Consider the following 17,129-nt stretch of genomic DNA (forward strand, 5'->3'; position numbering starts at 1 on the left):
GTGTGGCGTGGCATGATACGCTTCTCTTATTTTATCGTATGTCCACTCCCGGTTTTCTGGTATTTCATCCAATTTCAGCAGTATCTGGGCATGCTTGATTCGATATCCCTGGGTTCGCCCTTTTGCAATTAGTTCCTGTAGCATCTCCCGTTCTTCATCCGTTAATGTTACAATGTATTTGTGGTTCATTCCTCATCACCCGAGAGTATTTTACCACATTTCTCGCTTCTCCGCTACTTCTATTTTCTATCTTGGTGAAGTACTAGGGCGGTACAGGCGTTCTCCGGGGGCATTTTTACTCCTTCTCCGCCGCCGCAGGGGTGTCCAGGCGCATCAGGTCGATATTTTCGGTGATATCCTGGATGATGTTAGAGGCAATGTACTCCTTTGTTTTGGTGATGGCGCTGCGGATAGCCTTGGCGTCGGAGGAGCCGTGGGCCTTGATGACGGGCTTGGAGATGCCCAGCAGGGCGGTGCCGCCCACCTCGCTGGAGTCCATCTTCCGCTTGAACTCCTTCAGCCCGCCGGACACCAGCAGGGCGGCCAGCTTGGTCATCAGATTCTTCTTGAACATGGCCTTGATCTCCCGGGCCAGATACAGCCCGGTGCCCTCCATGGTCTTGAGGAAGATGTTCCCCGAGTAGCCGTCGGACACAATCACGTCCACCGCCCCCTGCACCGCCTCCCGGGCCTCCACGTTGCCCACAAAGTTGATGCGCCCGGCGTCGGAGGCGGCCTCCAGCATGGGGTAGACAGTGGTCTGAAGGTCGGTGCCCTTGGAGGGCTCCGCGCCGATATTCAGCAGTCCCACCTTGGGCTTTTCCCGGCCCAGCACCTTTTCGGCGTAGTAGGACCCCATGTAGGCAAACTGAAGCAGATATTCCGGAGGACATTCGGCGTTGGCGCCGCAGTCGATGAGCACCGCGCCGCCGTTGCCGGTGGGGACTACCGGAGCCAGGGCGGCCCGGCGGATGCCCTTGATCCGCTTGGTCACCAGGGTGGCGGCGGACAGCAGAGCCCCGGTGGACCCCGCGGAGATGAAGGCGTCCCCTGCGCCCTCCTTCAGCAGGGTCAGGCCCACGGTGAGGGAGGAGTCCTTTTTCTTGCGGAAGGCGGTGGCCGGGTCGTCGCACATCTCCACCACCTCGCTGGCGTGGGCGATCTCCACCCCGGAGGGCAGATCGCTGATGCCATTGGCGGCCAGGGTTTTCAAAATGTCCTCCCCACGGCCCACCAGAATGATCTCCACCCCGTCCTCCTTGTTGGCCTGGATAGCCCCCATCACCGGGGCCTGGGGCGCGTTGTCTCCGCCCATGGCGTCTACAATGATTTTCATGCTTTTCCCTCTCTTCTCTTTGCGGCAGCTTGCAGGTTTGTTCCAAAAGCCTCCCTTTGCGAAGGGAGGCTTTTCGCTCCTACGACAGGTCCAGCGCTTCCAGGGCCGCCAGTGCACGTTTGGACAGCTCGGCGTTTTTGTTCCGCTTGCCCTTCACCCGGTAGCCCAGGGGCGGGATAAGCCCAAAATTGATATTCATTGGTTGAAAGTTTACCACACTTTGGTCACTGATGTAAAGAGCCAATGCGCCCATTGCGGTCTCCTGGGGAAAATTAACAGGCGTTTTGCCCTCCAGCCGCCGGGCCAGCTCCAGCGCGGCCAGGCAGCCCGAGGCGGTGGACTCCACATAGCCCTCCACCCCGGTGATCTGCCCGGCAAATATCAGCCGCTTACGTCCCCGCACCCGGTAATACCGGTCCAGCAGCCGGGGAGAATCCAGAAAGGTGTTCCGGTGCATCACGCCATAGCGGACATATTCCGCGTTTTTCAGGGCGGGAATCATGGAAAATACCCGTTTCTGCTCGGGCCATTTGAGATGAGTCTGAAAGCCCACCATGTTGTAGATCGACCCCTGGGCGTTGTCTTTGCGCAGCTGAACCACGGCAAAGGGCTCCCTGCCGGTTTTGGGGTCTTTCAGCCCCACCGGCTTCAACGGCCCATAGGAGAGGGTGTCCCGCCCCCGGCGGGCCATTACCTCCACCGGCATGCACCCCTCAAACACCCCTGCGTCCTCAAAGCCGTGGACCTCCGCCTCCTGGGCGGAGATCAATTCCTGCCAAAAAGCGTCGTACTCCTCCCGGGTCAGCGGGCAGTTGATGTAGTCCGGCGTTCCACGATCGTACCGTGAGGCGAACCAGGCGCTTTCCATGTCTATACTTTCAAAGGTGACCAGGGGGGCGGCGGCATCGAAGAAATTCAGATATTTGCTGTCGGGAAACAGCTTGGCGATCTTCTCCGACAGCGCCTGCGAGGTCAGAGGCCCGGTGGCCAGAATTACGTTCCCCTCGGAAGGAACCTCAGTCACCTCTCCCTCCACCACTGTGATGTTGGGGTGGCTTCTGATCTTTTCCGTAATCGCGGCGGCAAAGGCGTGGCGGTCCACCGCCAGGGCGCCGCCGGCCTCCACCCGGTGCTCGCCGGCGCAGGCCATAATCAGCGAACCGCACCGGCGCAGCTCCTCCTTGAGCAGCCCCACCGCGTTCTCCAGCTGGTCGGAGCGCAGGGAGTTGGAGCACACCAGCTCCCCAAAATATTCGCTGTGGTGGGCAGGGGACATCTTTTTCGGCTTCATCTCCCGCAGCTCCACCGGAATACCCCGCCGGGCCAGCTGCCAGGCCGCCTCGCTCCCCGCAAGGCCCGCGCCGATGATGGTAACCTTTTCCATATTTCCTCCTTCGTCCCCCGCAGGGCCAAGGCCCTCTTCGCAAAGGGGGCTGTCAGCCGAAGGCTGACTGGGGGTTTTCTCTTAAACAGCTGCGTTTCGATTGGAGAAAACCCTCCGTCATTTGCTTCGCAAATGCCACCTCCCTTTGCGAAGGGAGGTTTTTTACGCTTCCTTCTTTGCCCCAGCTCTCTTGGCCGTAGTCTTCTTGGCAGTGGACTTCTTGGCAGTTGAAGCTTTGGTAGTTGTCTTTTTCTCCGCCGCAGTTTTAGCGGCGGTCTTTTTCGCTGTTGTTTTCTTGGCGGCGGACTTTTTTGGCTTCTTTGCCGTCTGTGCGGGGGCGGCCTCCCCTTCGGCGGATTGGCTCTTCTTCTGCCAGCCGCCCCGCTTTTCCTCGGGGGTGAAGTTGGAGCACTGCTCGTTGATGCAGTAGGGTTTTTTGGCCCCCCGGCCCGCTTTTTTGAACATGGTCTGGCCGCAGACGGGGCAGTTGTCCTTTACCGGCACGTCAAAGGTCATAAAATCACAGGTGCGTCTTTCGTCTTTGCCGGTGGCATGCTCGCAGCAGTAGTAGGTGTACTGCTTGCCGCTCTTTTTGCTCTTGCCTGTGCGTTTGAACAGCCGCCCGCCGCATTTGGGGCACTTTCCGGGCATCTCCACCACCAAGGGCATGGTAAAGTCGCACTCGGGCCAGCCGGGGCAGGCCAAAAAGCGGCCGAACCGCCCCGACTTGATGACCAGATTCTTTCCGCACTGGGGGCATATCTCCTCCGACACCTCGTCTGGCACCTTGATCCGTTCGCCGTCCAGGTCCTGCTCGGCCTGCTTCAGCTCAGCGTCGAAGTCCTTGTAGAAGTCGGCCAGAAGGGCCTTCCAGTCGGTGGCACCCTCCTCCACCTTGTCCAGCCGCTGCTCCATCTGGGCAGTGAAATCGTAGTCCACAATGTCGTGAAACTTTTCCTTCATCAGCCCAGTGACTACCTCCCCCAGAGGGGTGGGCCGCAGGGCCTTTCCCCCCTCCTTCACCACATACTCCCGGTTCAGGATGGTGGAGATGGTGGGGGCGTAGGTGGAGGGCCGGCCAATGCCCTGCTCCTCCAGAGCCCGGATGAGGCTGGCCTCGGAGTACCGGGCGGGGGGCTGGGTAAAGTGCTGGTCCTTTTTCAGGCTCTTATGGGTAAGGGGTTCCCCCTCCTTCAAATCGGGCAGGGGGGAGGTCTTTTCCTCCTCCTCGTCGGTGTCCTTCCCCTCCTCATAGACGGCGGTAAAGCCGGAGAATTTCAGGGAGGAGTGGCTGGCCCGGAAGATATAGCCCGAATTGGCCACGTCGATAGACAGGCTGTCGTAGACGGCGTTGGCCATCTGGCAGGCCAGAAACCGGGACCAGATCAGCTTATACAGCTTGAACTGCTCGGCGGTCAGGTCCTTTTTGATGTCCTCAGGCACCAGGGTGACGTCGGAGGGACGGATGGCCTCATGGGCGTCTTGGGCGCTGCCCTTGGTCTTGAATTTCCGGGGCTGGGCAGGACAGTAGCTGCCTCCGTACCGCTGGGAGATAAACCCCCGGGCGGCAGCCACCGCCTCGTCAGACAGGCGCAGGGAGTCGGTACGCATGTAGGTAATCAAACCCACGGCCCCCTGGCCGGCGACATCAATACCCTCGTAGAGCTGCTGGGCCACCGCCATGGTCCGGGCGGGGGACATGTTCAGCTTCCGGCTGGCCTCCTGCTGGAGGGTGGAGGTGGTGAAAGGGGGGGCTGGCTGGCGGTTTTTCTCCTGCCGCTTCACCTTAGCCACTGACCAGGCCCCCTGAGACACGGCGGCAATTACCGCCTGGGTCTCCTCCTCGCTGCGCAGCTCCATTTTTTTGTCTTTTCCGTGGAACTGGGCCTTAAAGGCCCCCAGGTTGGGGGCCACCCGCTCCAGGTCAGCCTCAATGGACCAGTACTCCTGGGGAACAAAGGCGCGGATCTCGTTTTCCCGCTCCACCACCAGCCGGGTAGCCACCGACTGCACCCGCCCGGCGGACAGTCCCCGGCGGATTTTCTTCCACAGCAGGGGGGACAGCTGGTAGCCCACAATCCGGTCCAGGATACGCCGGGCCTGCTGGGCGTCCACCAGGTTCTGGTCAATGGCCCGGGGGGCGGCAATAGACTGTGTAACCACGTTCTTGGTGATCTCGTTGAAGGTTACCCGGTAGGTCTTGTCGTCCGGGATGCTGAGCAGCTCCTTCAGATGCCAGGAGATGGCCTCCCCCTCCCGGTCAGGGTCGGTGGCCAGATAGACCCGGTTGGACCGCTTGGCCGCCTTCTTCAGGTCGCTGATTACATCCTCCTTGCCCTTGATGGGCTGGTAATTGGGGGTAAAGCCCCCCTCAATATCCACGCTCAGCTTGCTCTTGGGCAGGTCCCGCACATGGCCCATAGACGCCTTTACCTCATACCCCGGCCCCAAATACTTGCCGATGGTCTTGGCCTTGGACGGGGACTCTACAATCACTAAGTCTGTTTTATTTGCCACTTTGGATTACCTCCAGAGATTGATTACTTCGTAAGGCTTCCCCCTGAGGGGGGAAGCTGGCACGGCAAAGCCGTGACCGATGAGGGGCCATGGGAGTGCTGTTCAGCTTATAGCAGTCACCGGGTTTGCCGCCCCTGCAGCTGTCAGCAATTTTGAGGATTGCTATTGGAAGTCACCCTCATCCGCCCCAGTGTGCGCACTGGGGCACCTTCCCCCTGGAAGGGGGAAGCCAGCGTGTCAAAAACTCATGCTTCTCCTTTTAGGCTCCCTCTGAGAGGGAGGCTTTTTCGCCTGCGGGCGGGACAAAGAGCAGCTTGGTCTGCTGAACGGGATGCTGGATGAAATCAGCCTGGCCCACCACATGGAGCATCGGCGGCTGTTCCGGGCCCCTGGCCCTTGGCCGGGAGCTTTCCGGGCTGGTGGGCTAGTTTTCCAGCTCCACCAGGGCGTAAAACCGGCGGCCCGGCCGCTCCTCCACCGCGCCGTCCACCTGGAGCATGGTGAGGGCTGACAGGGCCCGCCGCATGGGAATCTGGGTCTTCTCCACAATCTCGTCGGCGGTGAGGGCCTGGTCTGCCGCGGCTGTCAGAATATCCAGCTGGTCGTCGGTAAACCGGGATTTCTGCTGGGAGCGGGGAACCAGCTCCCGCTGGGGGGGCTGGTTCCCCGCAGGCCGTTCCGCCCTCACGGGCGCCTCACGGAGCTCGTCCTTCCCGCCGGACAGCCTGGCCTTGGCCGCCTCCCGGGACAGCGGGGCTGTTCCGGCCAGCTTGGCGGGGAACAGTTCCACAAAGTCCTCCAAAATATCCTTTGCGCTCTCCACCAGCCTGGCCTTCTGGTCGTGAATCAGCCGGTTGGTCCCCCGGGCGCACTGCTCGTTCATCCCTATGGGGAGAGCGTACACCTCCCGCCCCTGGTCCAGGGCGTGGTTGACGGTCAGCATGGTGCCGCCCTGAGGCTCGCACTCCACCGCCAGCACCCCCAGGCACAGGCCGCTTAAAATGCGGTTGCGGGGGTTGAAGTGGTCCCCTTTGTGGGGGGTGCCCGGCGGGTATTCGGAGATGAGCGCCCCCATCGCCGCCACATCCTCATACAGCCAGCGGCTCTCCTTGGGGAAGATCCGGTCCACCCCTCCCGCCAGCAGGGAGACCACCGGACCGCCGCCCCTCAGCGCCCCGGTGATGGCGCAGGAGTCGATCCCCTCCGCAATGCCGGACACCACCAGCGCCCCTCTCTCGGCCAGCTCAAACCCAAGCTTCTCCGCCCATTTTCTTCCGCTGGCGGTACATTTGCGCATACCTACCACGCCGATCGCCACTTCCTCGTCAAAGCGGAATTCCTTTCCTTTGATGTAAAGCACCGCCGGCGGGTCGGCAATCTGCCGCAGCCGCTGGGGGTAGGCGGCATCCTGAAAGGTCATGATCCGCAGGCCCAGGCGGTCGCAGTCACCCAGAATCCTGTTGGGCTCGTCCAGGCTCTTGTCCAGCAGGGAGCTTTTGGCAAAAGGGGGCAGGGGGAGGTCCTCATAGTCCCCCTTTCCGCCAAAAAAGGCCCGCTCCGGGGTGGTAAAGTGGTCCAGCACCGTCAGCGCGCCCACCGCGCCCAGCCCCTTTCTGCTGGTCAGCCACAGCCAGTATTTCAAATCGGCCACCCTGCGCTCCTCCTCTCTGCGCGAAATTGTTCTTTACAAATCTGTCCATTCAAGGTATCTTTATACAGTGGGATTTTCCCCAAATATCTCTTTTTAAGGAAGCGATTGCTATGCTTACAGCGCAGCGCCGCCCTCACCGCGCTTGGCTGGTCTGCCTGGGCGGGGCTCTGGCCCTGTTCGCGGTTATGGGGCTGGGGGTCAACGTCTTTTCCGTCTACCAGCCCGAAATTGTCCGCCTCAACGGCTTTACCGACGCTCAGGGCTCCTGGATCACCACCACGCGCAGTCTGTTTATCCTGGCCGCTCTGCTGTATGTCAACCAGCTGTGCGCCAGGCTGGGACTGCGTCTGGTGATGGCCCTTGGGGTGTTCCTGGTGGGCGCCGGCTGCCTCTGCTTCGCCTGGGCAAACAGCTTTGCCATGTACTGTGCGGCTGCCGCCCTCACGGGGATCGGCTACTGCTGGGCGGGAATGGTCCCCATCTCACTGGCCATTGGCCGGTGGTTCCGCCGCCGGCGGGGGCTGGCTCTGGGGCTGGCCTCGGCGGGCAGCGGGGTGTCCACCGTATTCGCCCCCGTACTGCTCACCCGGCTGATGGAACAGCGTGGGATGCGCGCCACCTTTCTCTGGGAGGGCGCCGTCATCTTTTTGTGTGGGGCGCTGGTGTGGCTGCTGGTGCGGGATCTCCCCGCCCGGATGGGGCTTGAGCCCTACGGCCTGGAGCACAGCCCTGCCGCCACCGCCGCCGTCAGGCAACAGGGCCGGGGACTGTCCAAAGCCCAGCGGGGACTGCTGCTGCTGGCCGCCCTGTTTGTCGGGGCCACCGGCGGCCCCGCCTTCTCCCATTTGACCATGCTGTACACCTCAACGGGCTACAACAGCCTCTTTGTGGCCGCCCTGCTGTCCTACCTGGGGGCGGCGATCAGCATTGGAAAAATTCTGTGCGGCCAGGTCTACGACCGGCTGGGCAGCGGCGGGGGCAACCTGTTTGCCTTTGGCGCGCTGCTGCTGGCCCAGGTTCTGTGCTGTCTGGCCCCTGTGGGCGGGGCGGCCCTCCCCATTCTGGCCATCACCGCCTTTGGCCTGGGAATGTCCATCACCGCCGTCTCTCCGGCCCGCTGGGCGGCGGACCTGTATGGCCCGGAGGAGTATGAGGGCGGCGTGCGCACCATTACGGTGTTCTTTACCGGGGGTATTTTCGTCTTCGGCCCCCTGCCCGGCCTGCTGGCCGACTGGACGGGCAGCTATGTCCCCGCCTACGCCGTCTTTTTCCTGCTTCTGCTGGCCGCCTTCTTCATTGTGTGGGGGCTGTACAGAAAAAATACCTAACGTCTCATCTCCCACAGAATCACCGCCGCCGCCACCGCCGCGTTCAGCGACTCACACCGGCTGGACATGGGGATTTTCAGCGTTCCGGCGCAGGCCTCCAGCACCTGGGGGGACACCCCCTGCCCCTCACTGCCAATAACCACGGCGGCGTTGGACAGGTCCAGCTCCCGCACATCAGCGGTGTTCTCTCCCAGGGCGGCGGCGTACATGGGAATGTCCGCCCCCCGGAGCAGGGCGGTCAGCTCCTCCAGGGTACACTGATAAATGACCCGGCGGAAGTGGACCCCCATAGCGGCCCGGACAGTTTTCGGATTGTTCACATCGGCGCAGCCTGGGAGGAGAAATACCTCATCACAGTCAAAGGCGTCCGCCGTGCGCAGGATGGTACCCACGTTACCAGGGTCCTGGACCCCGTCCAGCACCAGATACCGTCCTGGCTCCAGAGATTCAGGCGGCTGGTGTCCCATGGACATACAGGTGAACACCACCCCCTGAGGGGTCTTCATGGGACTGACCGACTCCATCACGCTCTCGGTAACCTGGATGGTCCGGGTCCCATGGTCATCGAAGGGGGGCAGCTCCATCCCCTCAGTGTACAGGAGGGTCTTGATGCCAAAGCCCCACAGCTCGGCCTCTTCCAGCAGCTTGGGGCTGTCGCACAGCATCTCCCTGGTCTCCTCACGGTAGCGCTTGGAGGAGGCCAGCTTGCGGAAATGGGTACAGATGGGATTCTTTCGGCTGGTAATATATTCCACAGCTGCTCCCCCCTTTTGGACACGATTCTTATATAATAAAGGTATCCCTCCCGGTTGTCAAGGTGAGATTTCAGAAAATCCCTTCTCTGTTGATTTACCATTGAAGTGCGAAAGGTCGAAAGACCTCGACGCGCTTCTAATTTTTTATGCTTTGAGGGAAAGGAGGCCGGAAACATGGGCCGAAAACTCCGCTATCTCGGGCCGAGTGAGCGGGCCTCGGCAAACTGACAGAGAGGAGGATTGCTATACTGTGACAAATTTTGAAATTCTAACACATATGGCGGACAAATACGGCGGCCTATCCGTGGCGGCTGTCCCTTAAACGCCTGGACACCACAGGCCGCCCGGAAATGTACGTCCGGCGGCGGCTATGCTCCAGGAGCCCGCCGTCTCCTATTCGGTCGGCTGTCAGGAAAAGCCTCCCTTCTTGAGGGAGGCGGCAAAATATTGTTGTATCACTCCCTCAGTCACCGCCTGCGGCGGCGACAGCTCCCTCAAGGAGGGAGCCTAAAATATGTATAAGCGCCGCCCGCCGGGCGGCGCTTATACTATATCTCAATGGTGCTGGCGTCCCGAATGTGGCTCTGGGTGTAGAGGATGATACTGTCCCCCTCCCTGAGCACCAAGTCGCCATTGGGGATAAGGACGTTGCCCCTGCGCCGCACCATGACGATAATGGTCTGGCGGGAGATATCCAGGTCCCGGATACGCTGGCCGTTCCAGGGGTTCTGGCTGCGCAGCACCATCTCCTTCAGGTCAATGTGCTTGTCGTTCCCCAGGGATTTGGCCCCCAGGACCAGCGTATCCTCCGGGTGGAGCTCCACATTGCCCCGGGGTACAATAATTTTCCCCTCCCGGTGGATGGCGGCCACAATGATACCGGCGGGCAGGCCCAGCTCCGCGATAGTCCGCCCGGCCCAGGGGTCATTTTTCAGCAGGGTCACCTTGATAAAGTGGATATCCGTCTCATTGGCGTACTCGCTGAGCCGCTTGATGCGGGAGTACTGATCCACAAAGCCGGCGGAAATGATACCGGTGGGGATGGCCACCATGCCCACGCCCAGAAAGGCGATACCAATACCAAACAGCTTGCCCAGAGTGGTGATGGGGTAAATATCCCCGTAGCCCACGGTAAGCAGGGTGGACATGGACCACCAGATTCCGGAAAAGGCGTTGATAAATACGTCCGGCTGGGCCTCGTGCTCCAGGCTGTACATGCACAGGCTGGAGGCCAGCATCAGGGTCAGGATAATAAATACGGAGGACAACAGCTGCTGGCGCTTGCTGGCAATGACCTGGGTGATGACATTGAGGGAGTCGTAATAGGCGTTGATGCGGAACAGGCGGAAAATACGCACCACCCGGAACATGCGGAAGGCCACCGCCCCCTCTGGAAAAAACACAGGCAGGTAGTAGGGCAGAAAGGAGAACAGATCCACCAGTCCGCTGAAAGACAGGGCGTATTTCAGCGCCGCCTTGACCTCGGACCGGCTGGTGTACAGGGCGCGGGCCGTCCACAGCCGCAGGCAGTAGTCCACAGTGAAAAAGACCACGGTGATGCTTTCCACCGTAAGCAGCAGCGCCCCGTACTGCCCGCGCAGCTCCTCAAAGGTATACAGGATACTGGCGGCCAGGTTGACGAAGATGGCCAGAGCGTTGACCAGGTCGTAGATACGGCTGGGCCAGTCCTGGTCGTAGCCCACCTCAATAATCTCGCTGACCCGCTTCCGCCGGGCCAGCCAAATGCTTTTGTCCGCCATAGCAGCCTCCAAAGTCCTGATTTTCAAGTCCTTTGACTATATTATAGCGTATCTTTGACAAATTGCAACCAAAAAGCGGGAGCTTCGAGACGAAGCTCCCGCCGCAGGGGAATCAGCTCTTGTGCTTGCCCAGATAGGCCTCCTTGACCTTCTCATTGGCCAGCAGTTCCGCGCCGGTTCCGGACAGGGTGATGTTGCCCGTCTCCAGCACATAGGCCAGGTCGGCAATTTTCAAAGCCATGTTGGCGTTCTGCTCGATAAGCAGAATGGTCACGCCCTGCTTGTTGATCTCGGTGATGATGGAGAAGATGTCCTGAACTACCAGGGGGGCCAGGCCCAGGGAGGGCTCATCCAGCATCATCAGCTTGGGGCGGGACATGAGGGCCCGGCCCACAGCCAGCATCTGCTGCTCGCCGCCGGACAGGGTGCCGGCCATCTGCCAGCTGCGCTCCTCCAGGCGGGGGAACAGCTGGTACACCCACTGGATGTCCTTTTCAATCTCCCCCTTGTCCCTGCGGAGGTATGCCCCGATTTTCAGGTTCTCCAGCACGCTCATATCGGGAAAGACCCGCCGTCCCTCGGGACTCATGGCAATGCCGGAGCTGATGATTCGGTCAATGGACTTGCCTAGCAGTTCCTCCCCATTCCATTGAATGGAGCCGCTCTGGGCCTTCACCAGGCCGGTGATGGTGCGCAGGGTGGTGGATTTGCCTGCGCCGTTGGCCCCGATAAGGGTGACAATTTTGCCGTCAGGCACCTGGAGGGAAATGCCCCGCAGGGCCTGGATGCCGCCGTAGGCCACATGGAGATTTTCAATGTTAAGCATCCTCCGCCACCCCCAGATACGCGTCGATGACGCGCTTGTTGTTTTGAATCTCCTCCGGTGTGCCCTGGGCAATGAGCTTGCCGAAGTCCAGCACGTAGATCCGGTCGGAGATATCCATGACCAGGTCCATGTGGTGCTCAATAAGGAAGACGGTCAGGCCGAAGTCCTTCCGGATTCGGCCAATGAAGGCAGTGAGCTCGTTGGTCTCCTGGGGATTCATCCCGGCGGCGGGCTCATCCAGCAGCAGCAGCTTGGGCTCGGTGGCCAGTGCCCGGGCAATTTCCAGCCGGCGCTGCTTGCCGTAGGGCAGGGAGGTGGCCAGCTCGTCCTTCACATCATACAGGCCCACTGTGTCCAGCAGCTTTGCCACCCGCTCCCACTGGTCCTGCTCCTCTTTCCGGTTCAGGCGGAGAGAGGCGGCCAGAAAATTGGTGTGGGTGCGGCAGTGCATGGCGATCAGCACGTTTTCAAACACCGACTGGGACTTCCACAGCCGGATATTCTGGAAGGTGCGGGCCATGCCCAGCTTGGTGATGTGGTCAGGAGTGGGGGCCAGAACGTGGGTGTAGTCTCCGGCGTGCTCCCCCTTGTAGAGCTTTTCCATCTTGCCCTGAGGGTGATTTTCCACAATTTTCTTTTCCTGGAACCACACCGCCCCGTTGGTGGGCTGGTATACGCCGGTAATCATATTAAATGCGGTGGTCTTGCCCGCGCCGTTGGGGCCAATGAGGGCCACGATCTCCCCCTCGTTGACCTCCAGATTCAGGTTGTCCACGGCCACCACGCCGCCGAACTGCATGGTAGCGTTTTCTACTTTCAGGATATTGGCGCTCATTTTGCCCCCTCCTTCCTGATTCGCTTTTTGAACAGGTCAGGCAGCTCCTTGTCACCCATGATACCTCTGCGGAAGAACAGCACCACGATCATGATGACCACGGAGAACACCACCATCCGGAACCCGGCCCGGAGGAAGGGGAGCTTCATGCCGTTGCTGAGCACCACCTCGCTGTCCAGGAAGCGCAGCCACCACTCGGAGCAGGCCACATACAGAAAGGTGGCCATCACGCTGCCCGAGATGGAGCCGATACCGCCGATCACCACTATGAGCAAAATCTCGTAGGTCATGGTGGTGGTGTACACCTTGGCATGGGCGTTGGTGACGAACATGGCAAACATGGCCCCGCTCACCCCGGCGAAGAAGGCGGAGGTGCAGAAGGAGAGCATTTTGTGTTTGGCCAGGTTGATGCCCATAGCCTCGGCGGCGGTCTCGTCCTCCCGGATGGCCTTGAAGGCCCGGCCGTAGGTGGAGTTAATCAGCAGACAGATCATGGCAATGCAGATCATGGACACCAGGAAGGGGAAGAAGGTGGACAGCCGGAGAATCACCGTCCCGCTGGCGTCGGTGATGTTGAAGCTGGAGAAGGTGGGAAAGCTCTTAATCATGTTGGCGCCGTTGGTGACGGGGCCCAGGGCCTGCCACTGGAACACGGCCTTGATAATCTCGGCAAAGCCCAGGGTGGCAATGGCCAGGTAGTCGCTTTTCAGCCGCAGCACCGGCAGGCCGATCAGGTAGGCAAACACCGCCGCCACACAGCCGGCCAGAATCATGGCCACAACCACTCCCAGCCCCATGCTGACGGCCCCGCCCACCCCCTGGGTGCCGAAGATGGAGCCGAACATGTCCTGGAAGGAGAAATTGACGGCGGAACCGCCGTAGAGGTAGTACACCGCCTCACGGTCGGCCACAGGGACGGAGAGAATGGCGTAGGTGTAAGCCCCCAGCAGCATAAAGCCCGCCTGACCCAGGGAGAACAGGCCGGTAAAGCCGTTGAGCAGATTCATAGACACGGCGGCCAGAGAGTAGACCGCCCCCTTTTTCAGCACGGCGAAGAGCTGACTGGTGGGCTTGAGCAGGTTGGGCACGCTGCTGGCGGGGAGGAATACGCTGACATTTTCCAGCAGGACAATTACGGCCAGCAGGGCCGTGCAGGCGATCAGAGCGGCCACAGCGCCCTTTTTGCTCTTTTGTTGTATCATAACGCGCCCCTCCCTTACACTTTATCGGTGACTTTTTCACCGAACAGCCCGGTGGGCTTTAGCACCAGGATCAAAATCAGCAGCGCGAAGGTGCCGGCGTCAGAGAAGACGGTAAACTCGGTGCTTTTAATCACATTTTCGCAGATGCCGATAATGAAGGCCCCCACCACCGCCCCGGGGATGGAGCCGATACCCCCTACTACCGCCGCCACAAAGGCCCGCAGGCCGGGCAGAGCCCCGGCTGTGGGAGTGATGGCCTGGAAGTTGGTGAAGTAGAGCATAGAGCCGATAGCCGCCAGGGCGGAACCGATGACAAAGGTGATGGAGATGATGGTATTAATACGGATGCCCATAAGCTGAGCGGTTTCAAAGTCCTTGGCCACGGCCCGCATGGCCATGCCCGCCTTGGTGTGGTGGATCAGCTGGGTCAGGGCCAGCACCAGCACCAGCACCAGGAAGGGGGTGAGGATGGTCACCCACTTGGTGGAGGTACCGGCAATCTTCACTGTGTCAGACAGGAAGGGGATTACGGGGTAGGTCATGGGCTGGCCGCCGGTGATATAGGTGGCGGTGTTCTGAATCAGGTAGCTGACGCCGATGGCGGAGATCATCACCGACATCCGGGGGGCGGAGCGCAGAGGCTTGTAGGCCACGCGCTCAATGCAAAAGCCCAGGACAACGGTGAGCAGCAGCACCAGGGGCATAGACAGATACAGGGGCATGCTGGCCGACAGGTAGATGCCCAGCAGCCCCGCCACCATGAACACATCGCCATGGGCGAAGTTAATCAGGCGCAGGATGCCGTACACCATGGTGTAGCCAATGGCAATCAGCGCGTACTGCCCGCCCACGGAGATTCCGGAGATGAGTACGGAAATGGCAAATTCCAAAGCGGGGTCCTCCCTTGCAGTTTTGTTGATGGTTTGCCCCTCCGGGGCGGAAAGCATACAGATGAAAGCTTGGGCTGTCTTGAAAAGGGTGGGCGCGACCCCTTTCAAGGCAGCCCATGAAACATGGCTCCCTCAGAGAGGGAGGAACACTTGCGTTTCCCCGGCGGAGCGGCTTTGCTCCGCCGGGGCTTGTGTGCTTGCGGTTTAATCAGCTGGCCTTCTGGACGGTCTCCAGCTCCCAGGCGTTGGTATTGGTGGAGTGCTTGATATAGGCGGTGTCGCGGATGGCATCACCGGTGCTGTCAAAGGCGATATCGCCGGACACGCCGGTGTAGGTCACGCTGCCCAGAGCGGCCTTAATGGCGGCGGGGTCGGCGGAGCCGGCGGCCTTGATTGCCTCCAGGGCCACATAGTAGGCGTCATAGCCCATGGCGGTGACAGCGGCGATGGTGTCGTTGCCGCCATTGGCGTCCTTGGCGGCGGAGTTGGAGTTGATATAGTTCTTGATGCCCTCATCAAACTCAGGGGCGCCACCCTCCTGATAGAAGGTGGAGACATACAGCTGGATATCGGTGCCGTTGGCGGCCTCCAGCACCATATTGTCGTCCAGAGTGTCAGAGCCCAGGAAGGGGGCGGTGATGCCCAGAGACTGGGCCTGGGTGATGATCTGGGTGGCGTAGGCGATAGACACAGGGGTGAAGATGACGTCAGCGCCCTCGGCCTTGGCCTGGTTCAGATAGGTGTTGAAGTCGGAGTTGTTGGTGGGGAAGGAGGCGGTGATGACCTTGCCGCCGTTGGCCTCGAAGACCTGCTTGAAGAAGGCCACCAGGCCCTGGTCATACTCGTTGCCCGTCTCGCCCAGACAGTAGGCCACCTTGGCGTCAAACTTGTCCATGGCGAAGTTGGCCAGCACCTGGGCCTGGAAATTGTCCAGGAAGCAGATGCGGTAGTAGTGGTCGTTGCCGGCGGTGACGTTGGGGTTGGTGCAGGTTACACCCATGGCGGCAATGCCGGCGTCTTTAAAGGTATCGCTGGCGGCCATGGACACGCCGGAGCCGTAGGAGCCCAGCACAATGGCCACGTTCTGGGACACCAGGTCGGCGGCGGCGGAGGGGGCCTTGTCGGTGGAAGAGCCGTTGTCGGACAGGGCCAGCTGAACGGTGTAGGTCTCGCCGCCGATCTCCACGGTGGGGGTCTCGGAGTTGGCGAACTGGATGCCCAGGGTCTCCTTCTTGCCGCCAGAGGCGGAGTCGCCGGAGGCGGGCTCAAACACGCCGATCTTGATGACCTTGTCCCCACTGGCGGCGGGGGTGCCGGAGTTGGCGGGGTTGCTGCCCGCGCTGCCGCTGTTGCCGCCGCAGGCGGCCAGGCTCAGGACCATAGCGGAGGCCAGAGCCAGGGAAAGAAGCTTTTTCATTTTATTCCTCCTAATTTCACAAGGACCTTCCGGCCCAGGGTAATATTGAAATTTTACGGGATTTTTCTCCACTTTTCAAGGCTCATATTATACAGAAAGTTTTCCCTCCCGACCGGTTTTTAAGCTGGTTTTTTCGGTGGGTGCCGGTCAAATGTCCGCGTCACAAGGACACTGGGATGGTCAGCCTGCTTTTTGGCGGTCAAATGTCCGCTTGTCAGCGACAGCCCTTTTGGTCATTTTGCCGGGCGCCCCGCCAGGGGTTTTGCTCATTTTCCCATTTTGGGAAGTCAATTTTGTCGCTGCAGGGCGCGATGACCCCGCCGTGCCGTCGGGAAAAACTTCTAACCAGCGGCGGGCCGAGTCGTCCCGCCCTATAAATTCGGTTGGACTTATTGAAAATTGATTTCCTTGGGGGCCGCTGTAAAGTCCCGAAGTTTTTCTTGCATATTGGGGGAGTATCCTGTATAATGGACCGCTGAGAGGACGGGGACGTCCTCGCCCTCTTAATAAATGCGCTGCATCCGTGTAAGGCGGAGCGGCAGCAGGAGGTAATTTGTATGAAAACCCGTAAGCACGACACCCGTTGGCTGGTGGGAGTGGCCCTGTTTGTGGCCCTCCAGCTGGTATTACAGCTCACCGGCATTGGCTTGATTCCCCTGCCCCTTATCCGGGCCACTACGCTCCATATCCCCGTGATTGTGGGGGCGGTGGTGCTGGGCCCCCTGGCGGGGGCAATTTTGGGCGGCGTATTTGGCCTGTGCTCCATGTGGACGGCCACCACTGCCCCTACCGTGCTGTCCTTTGCGTTCTCCCCCTTCCTGGCCGACTCCCTCGCCGGGGCGGCCAAGGCGGTTTGGATTGCCCTGGGGTGCCGGATTCTCATTGGCGTGGTGTCCGGCTGGCTGTGGATTGCGCTGAAAAAGCTGAGGGTCAACGACCTCATTGCCCTGCCTGTGGTGGGGGCGGCCGGGGCGCTGACCAACACCGGACTGGTGATGGGCAGCATCTACTTCCTTCTGTCCCCCGAATTTGCTGCGGCCCAGAAGGTAGGCATGGAGGCGGTACTGGGTCTGGTTATGGGCATCGTGGCCACCTCCGGTGTGGCCGAGGCTGTGGCCGCCGCCGTGCTGGTGGAGGCAGTGTGCGCGGCACTGCTCCATGTGCCCGCGAATCTGCGTCCTGTCCGCGTTGTGGTGGAAAAAGAGAAATAAACCTGTTGAGGTGAGCG

13 protein-coding genes and 1 pseudogene are annotated in these 17,129 nt (G+C 60.6%); 2 read left to right on the forward strand and 12 right to left on the reverse strand.

Going from position 1 to position 17,129, the window contains the following annotated elements:
• From NFS22_RS18660 to NFS22_RS18680, 5 genes and pseudogenes are all read right to left on the reverse strand, one after another.
• A pseudogene (locus NFS22_RS18660) lies at positions 1–189 on the reverse strand (hypothetical protein); the annotation flags it as partial.
• 106 nt (positions 190–295) lie between these two features.
• The gene (gene plsX, locus NFS22_RS18665) at positions 296–1,336 is read right to left on the reverse strand and encodes a phosphate acyltransferase PlsX (RefSeq protein WP_251319232.1); all 1,041 of its coding nucleotides are present in this window, start codon (positions 1,334–1,336) and stop codon (positions 296–298) included.
• A gap of 79 nt (positions 1,337–1,415) precedes the next feature.
• The gene (trmFO, locus tag NFS22_RS18670; RefSeq protein WP_251319233.1) at positions 1,416–2,720 is read right to left on the reverse strand and encodes a methylenetetrahydrofolate--tRNA-(uracil(54)-C(5))-methyltransferase (FADH(2)-oxidizing) TrmFO; all 1,305 of its coding nucleotides are present in this window, start codon (positions 2,718–2,720) and stop codon (positions 1,416–1,418) included.
• A 162-nt stretch (positions 2,721–2,882) separates the two neighbouring features.
• Positions 2,883–5,237 (reverse strand): type I DNA topoisomerase, encoded by a 2,355-nt coding sequence (topA, locus tag NFS22_RS18675; RefSeq protein ID WP_251319234.1) that lies wholly within the window; start codon positions 5,235–5,237, stop codon positions 2,883–2,885.
• A gap of 424 nt (positions 5,238–5,661) precedes the next feature.
• Entirely contained in the window at positions 5,662–6,888 is a 1,227-nt protein-coding gene (locus tag NFS22_RS18680) for a DNA-processing protein DprA (protein WP_251319235.1), read from the reverse strand.
• A 110-nt stretch (positions 6,889–6,998) separates the two neighbouring features.
• On the opposite strand from NFS22_RS18680, the gene NFS22_RS18685 reads away from it, so the two are divergent.
• Positions 6,999–8,216, forward strand: a complete 1,218-nt coding sequence (locus NFS22_RS18685) for an MFS transporter (protein ID WP_251319236.1) — start codon at positions 6,999–7,001, stop codon at positions 8,214–8,216.
• On the opposite strand, the gene NFS22_RS18690 is transcribed toward NFS22_RS18685, so the two are convergent.
• From NFS22_RS18690 to NFS22_RS18720, 7 genes are all read right to left on the reverse strand, one after another.
• On the reverse strand, positions 8,213–8,971 hold the full coding sequence (locus tag NFS22_RS18690; protein WP_251319237.1) for a TrmH family RNA methyltransferase: 759 nt from the start codon (positions 8,969–8,971) through the stop codon (positions 8,213–8,215). The two genes, NFS22_RS18685 and NFS22_RS18690, sit on opposite strands and share 4 nt — an antisense overlap.
• A gap of 548 nt (positions 8,972–9,519) precedes the next feature.
• On the reverse strand, positions 9,520–10,731 hold the full coding sequence (locus NFS22_RS18695; protein WP_251319238.1) for an ion transporter: 1,212 nt from the start codon (positions 10,729–10,731) through the stop codon (positions 9,520–9,522).
• A gap of 112 nt (positions 10,732–10,843) precedes the next feature.
• Entirely contained in the window at positions 10,844–11,557 is a 714-nt protein-coding gene (locus tag NFS22_RS18700) for an ABC transporter ATP-binding protein (protein ID WP_251319239.1), read from the reverse strand.
• Positions 11,550–12,392, reverse strand: a complete 843-nt coding sequence (locus NFS22_RS18705; protein ID WP_251319240.1) for an ABC transporter ATP-binding protein — start codon at positions 12,390–12,392, stop codon at positions 11,550–11,552. Before NFS22_RS18705 ends, NFS22_RS18700 begins: the two co-directional genes overlap by 8 nt.
• A complete protein-coding gene (locus tag NFS22_RS18710; RefSeq protein ID WP_251319241.1) occupies positions 12,389–13,594 on the reverse strand; it encodes a branched-chain amino acid ABC transporter permease in 1,206 nt (401 codons plus the stop codon). Before NFS22_RS18710 ends, NFS22_RS18705 begins: the two co-directional genes overlap by 4 nt.
• A 14-nt stretch (positions 13,595–13,608) precedes the next feature.
• The gene (locus NFS22_RS18715; protein ID WP_251319242.1) at positions 13,609–14,484 is read right to left on the reverse strand and encodes a branched-chain amino acid ABC transporter permease; all 876 of its coding nucleotides are present in this window, start codon (positions 14,482–14,484) and stop codon (positions 13,609–13,611) included.
• Between the two features lie 208 nt (positions 14,485–14,692).
• Positions 14,693–15,901, reverse strand: a complete 1,209-nt coding sequence (locus NFS22_RS18720; protein ID WP_251319243.1) for an ABC transporter substrate-binding protein — start codon at positions 15,899–15,901, stop codon at positions 14,693–14,695.
• A 557-nt stretch (positions 15,902–16,458) separates the two neighbouring features.
• On the opposite strand from NFS22_RS18720, the gene NFS22_RS18725 reads away from it, so the two are divergent.
• A complete protein-coding gene (locus NFS22_RS18725) occupies positions 16,459–17,112 on the forward strand; it encodes an ECF transporter S component (protein ID WP_251319244.1) in 654 nt (217 codons plus the stop codon).
• The last annotated feature ends 17 nt before the right edge of the window (positions 17,113–17,129 follow it).

The sequence above is a fragment of the Flintibacter muris genome (assembly GCF_943192995.1).
Taxonomy (GTDB): domain Bacteria; phylum Bacillota; class Clostridia; order Oscillospirales; family Oscillospiraceae; genus Lawsonibacter; species Lawsonibacter muris.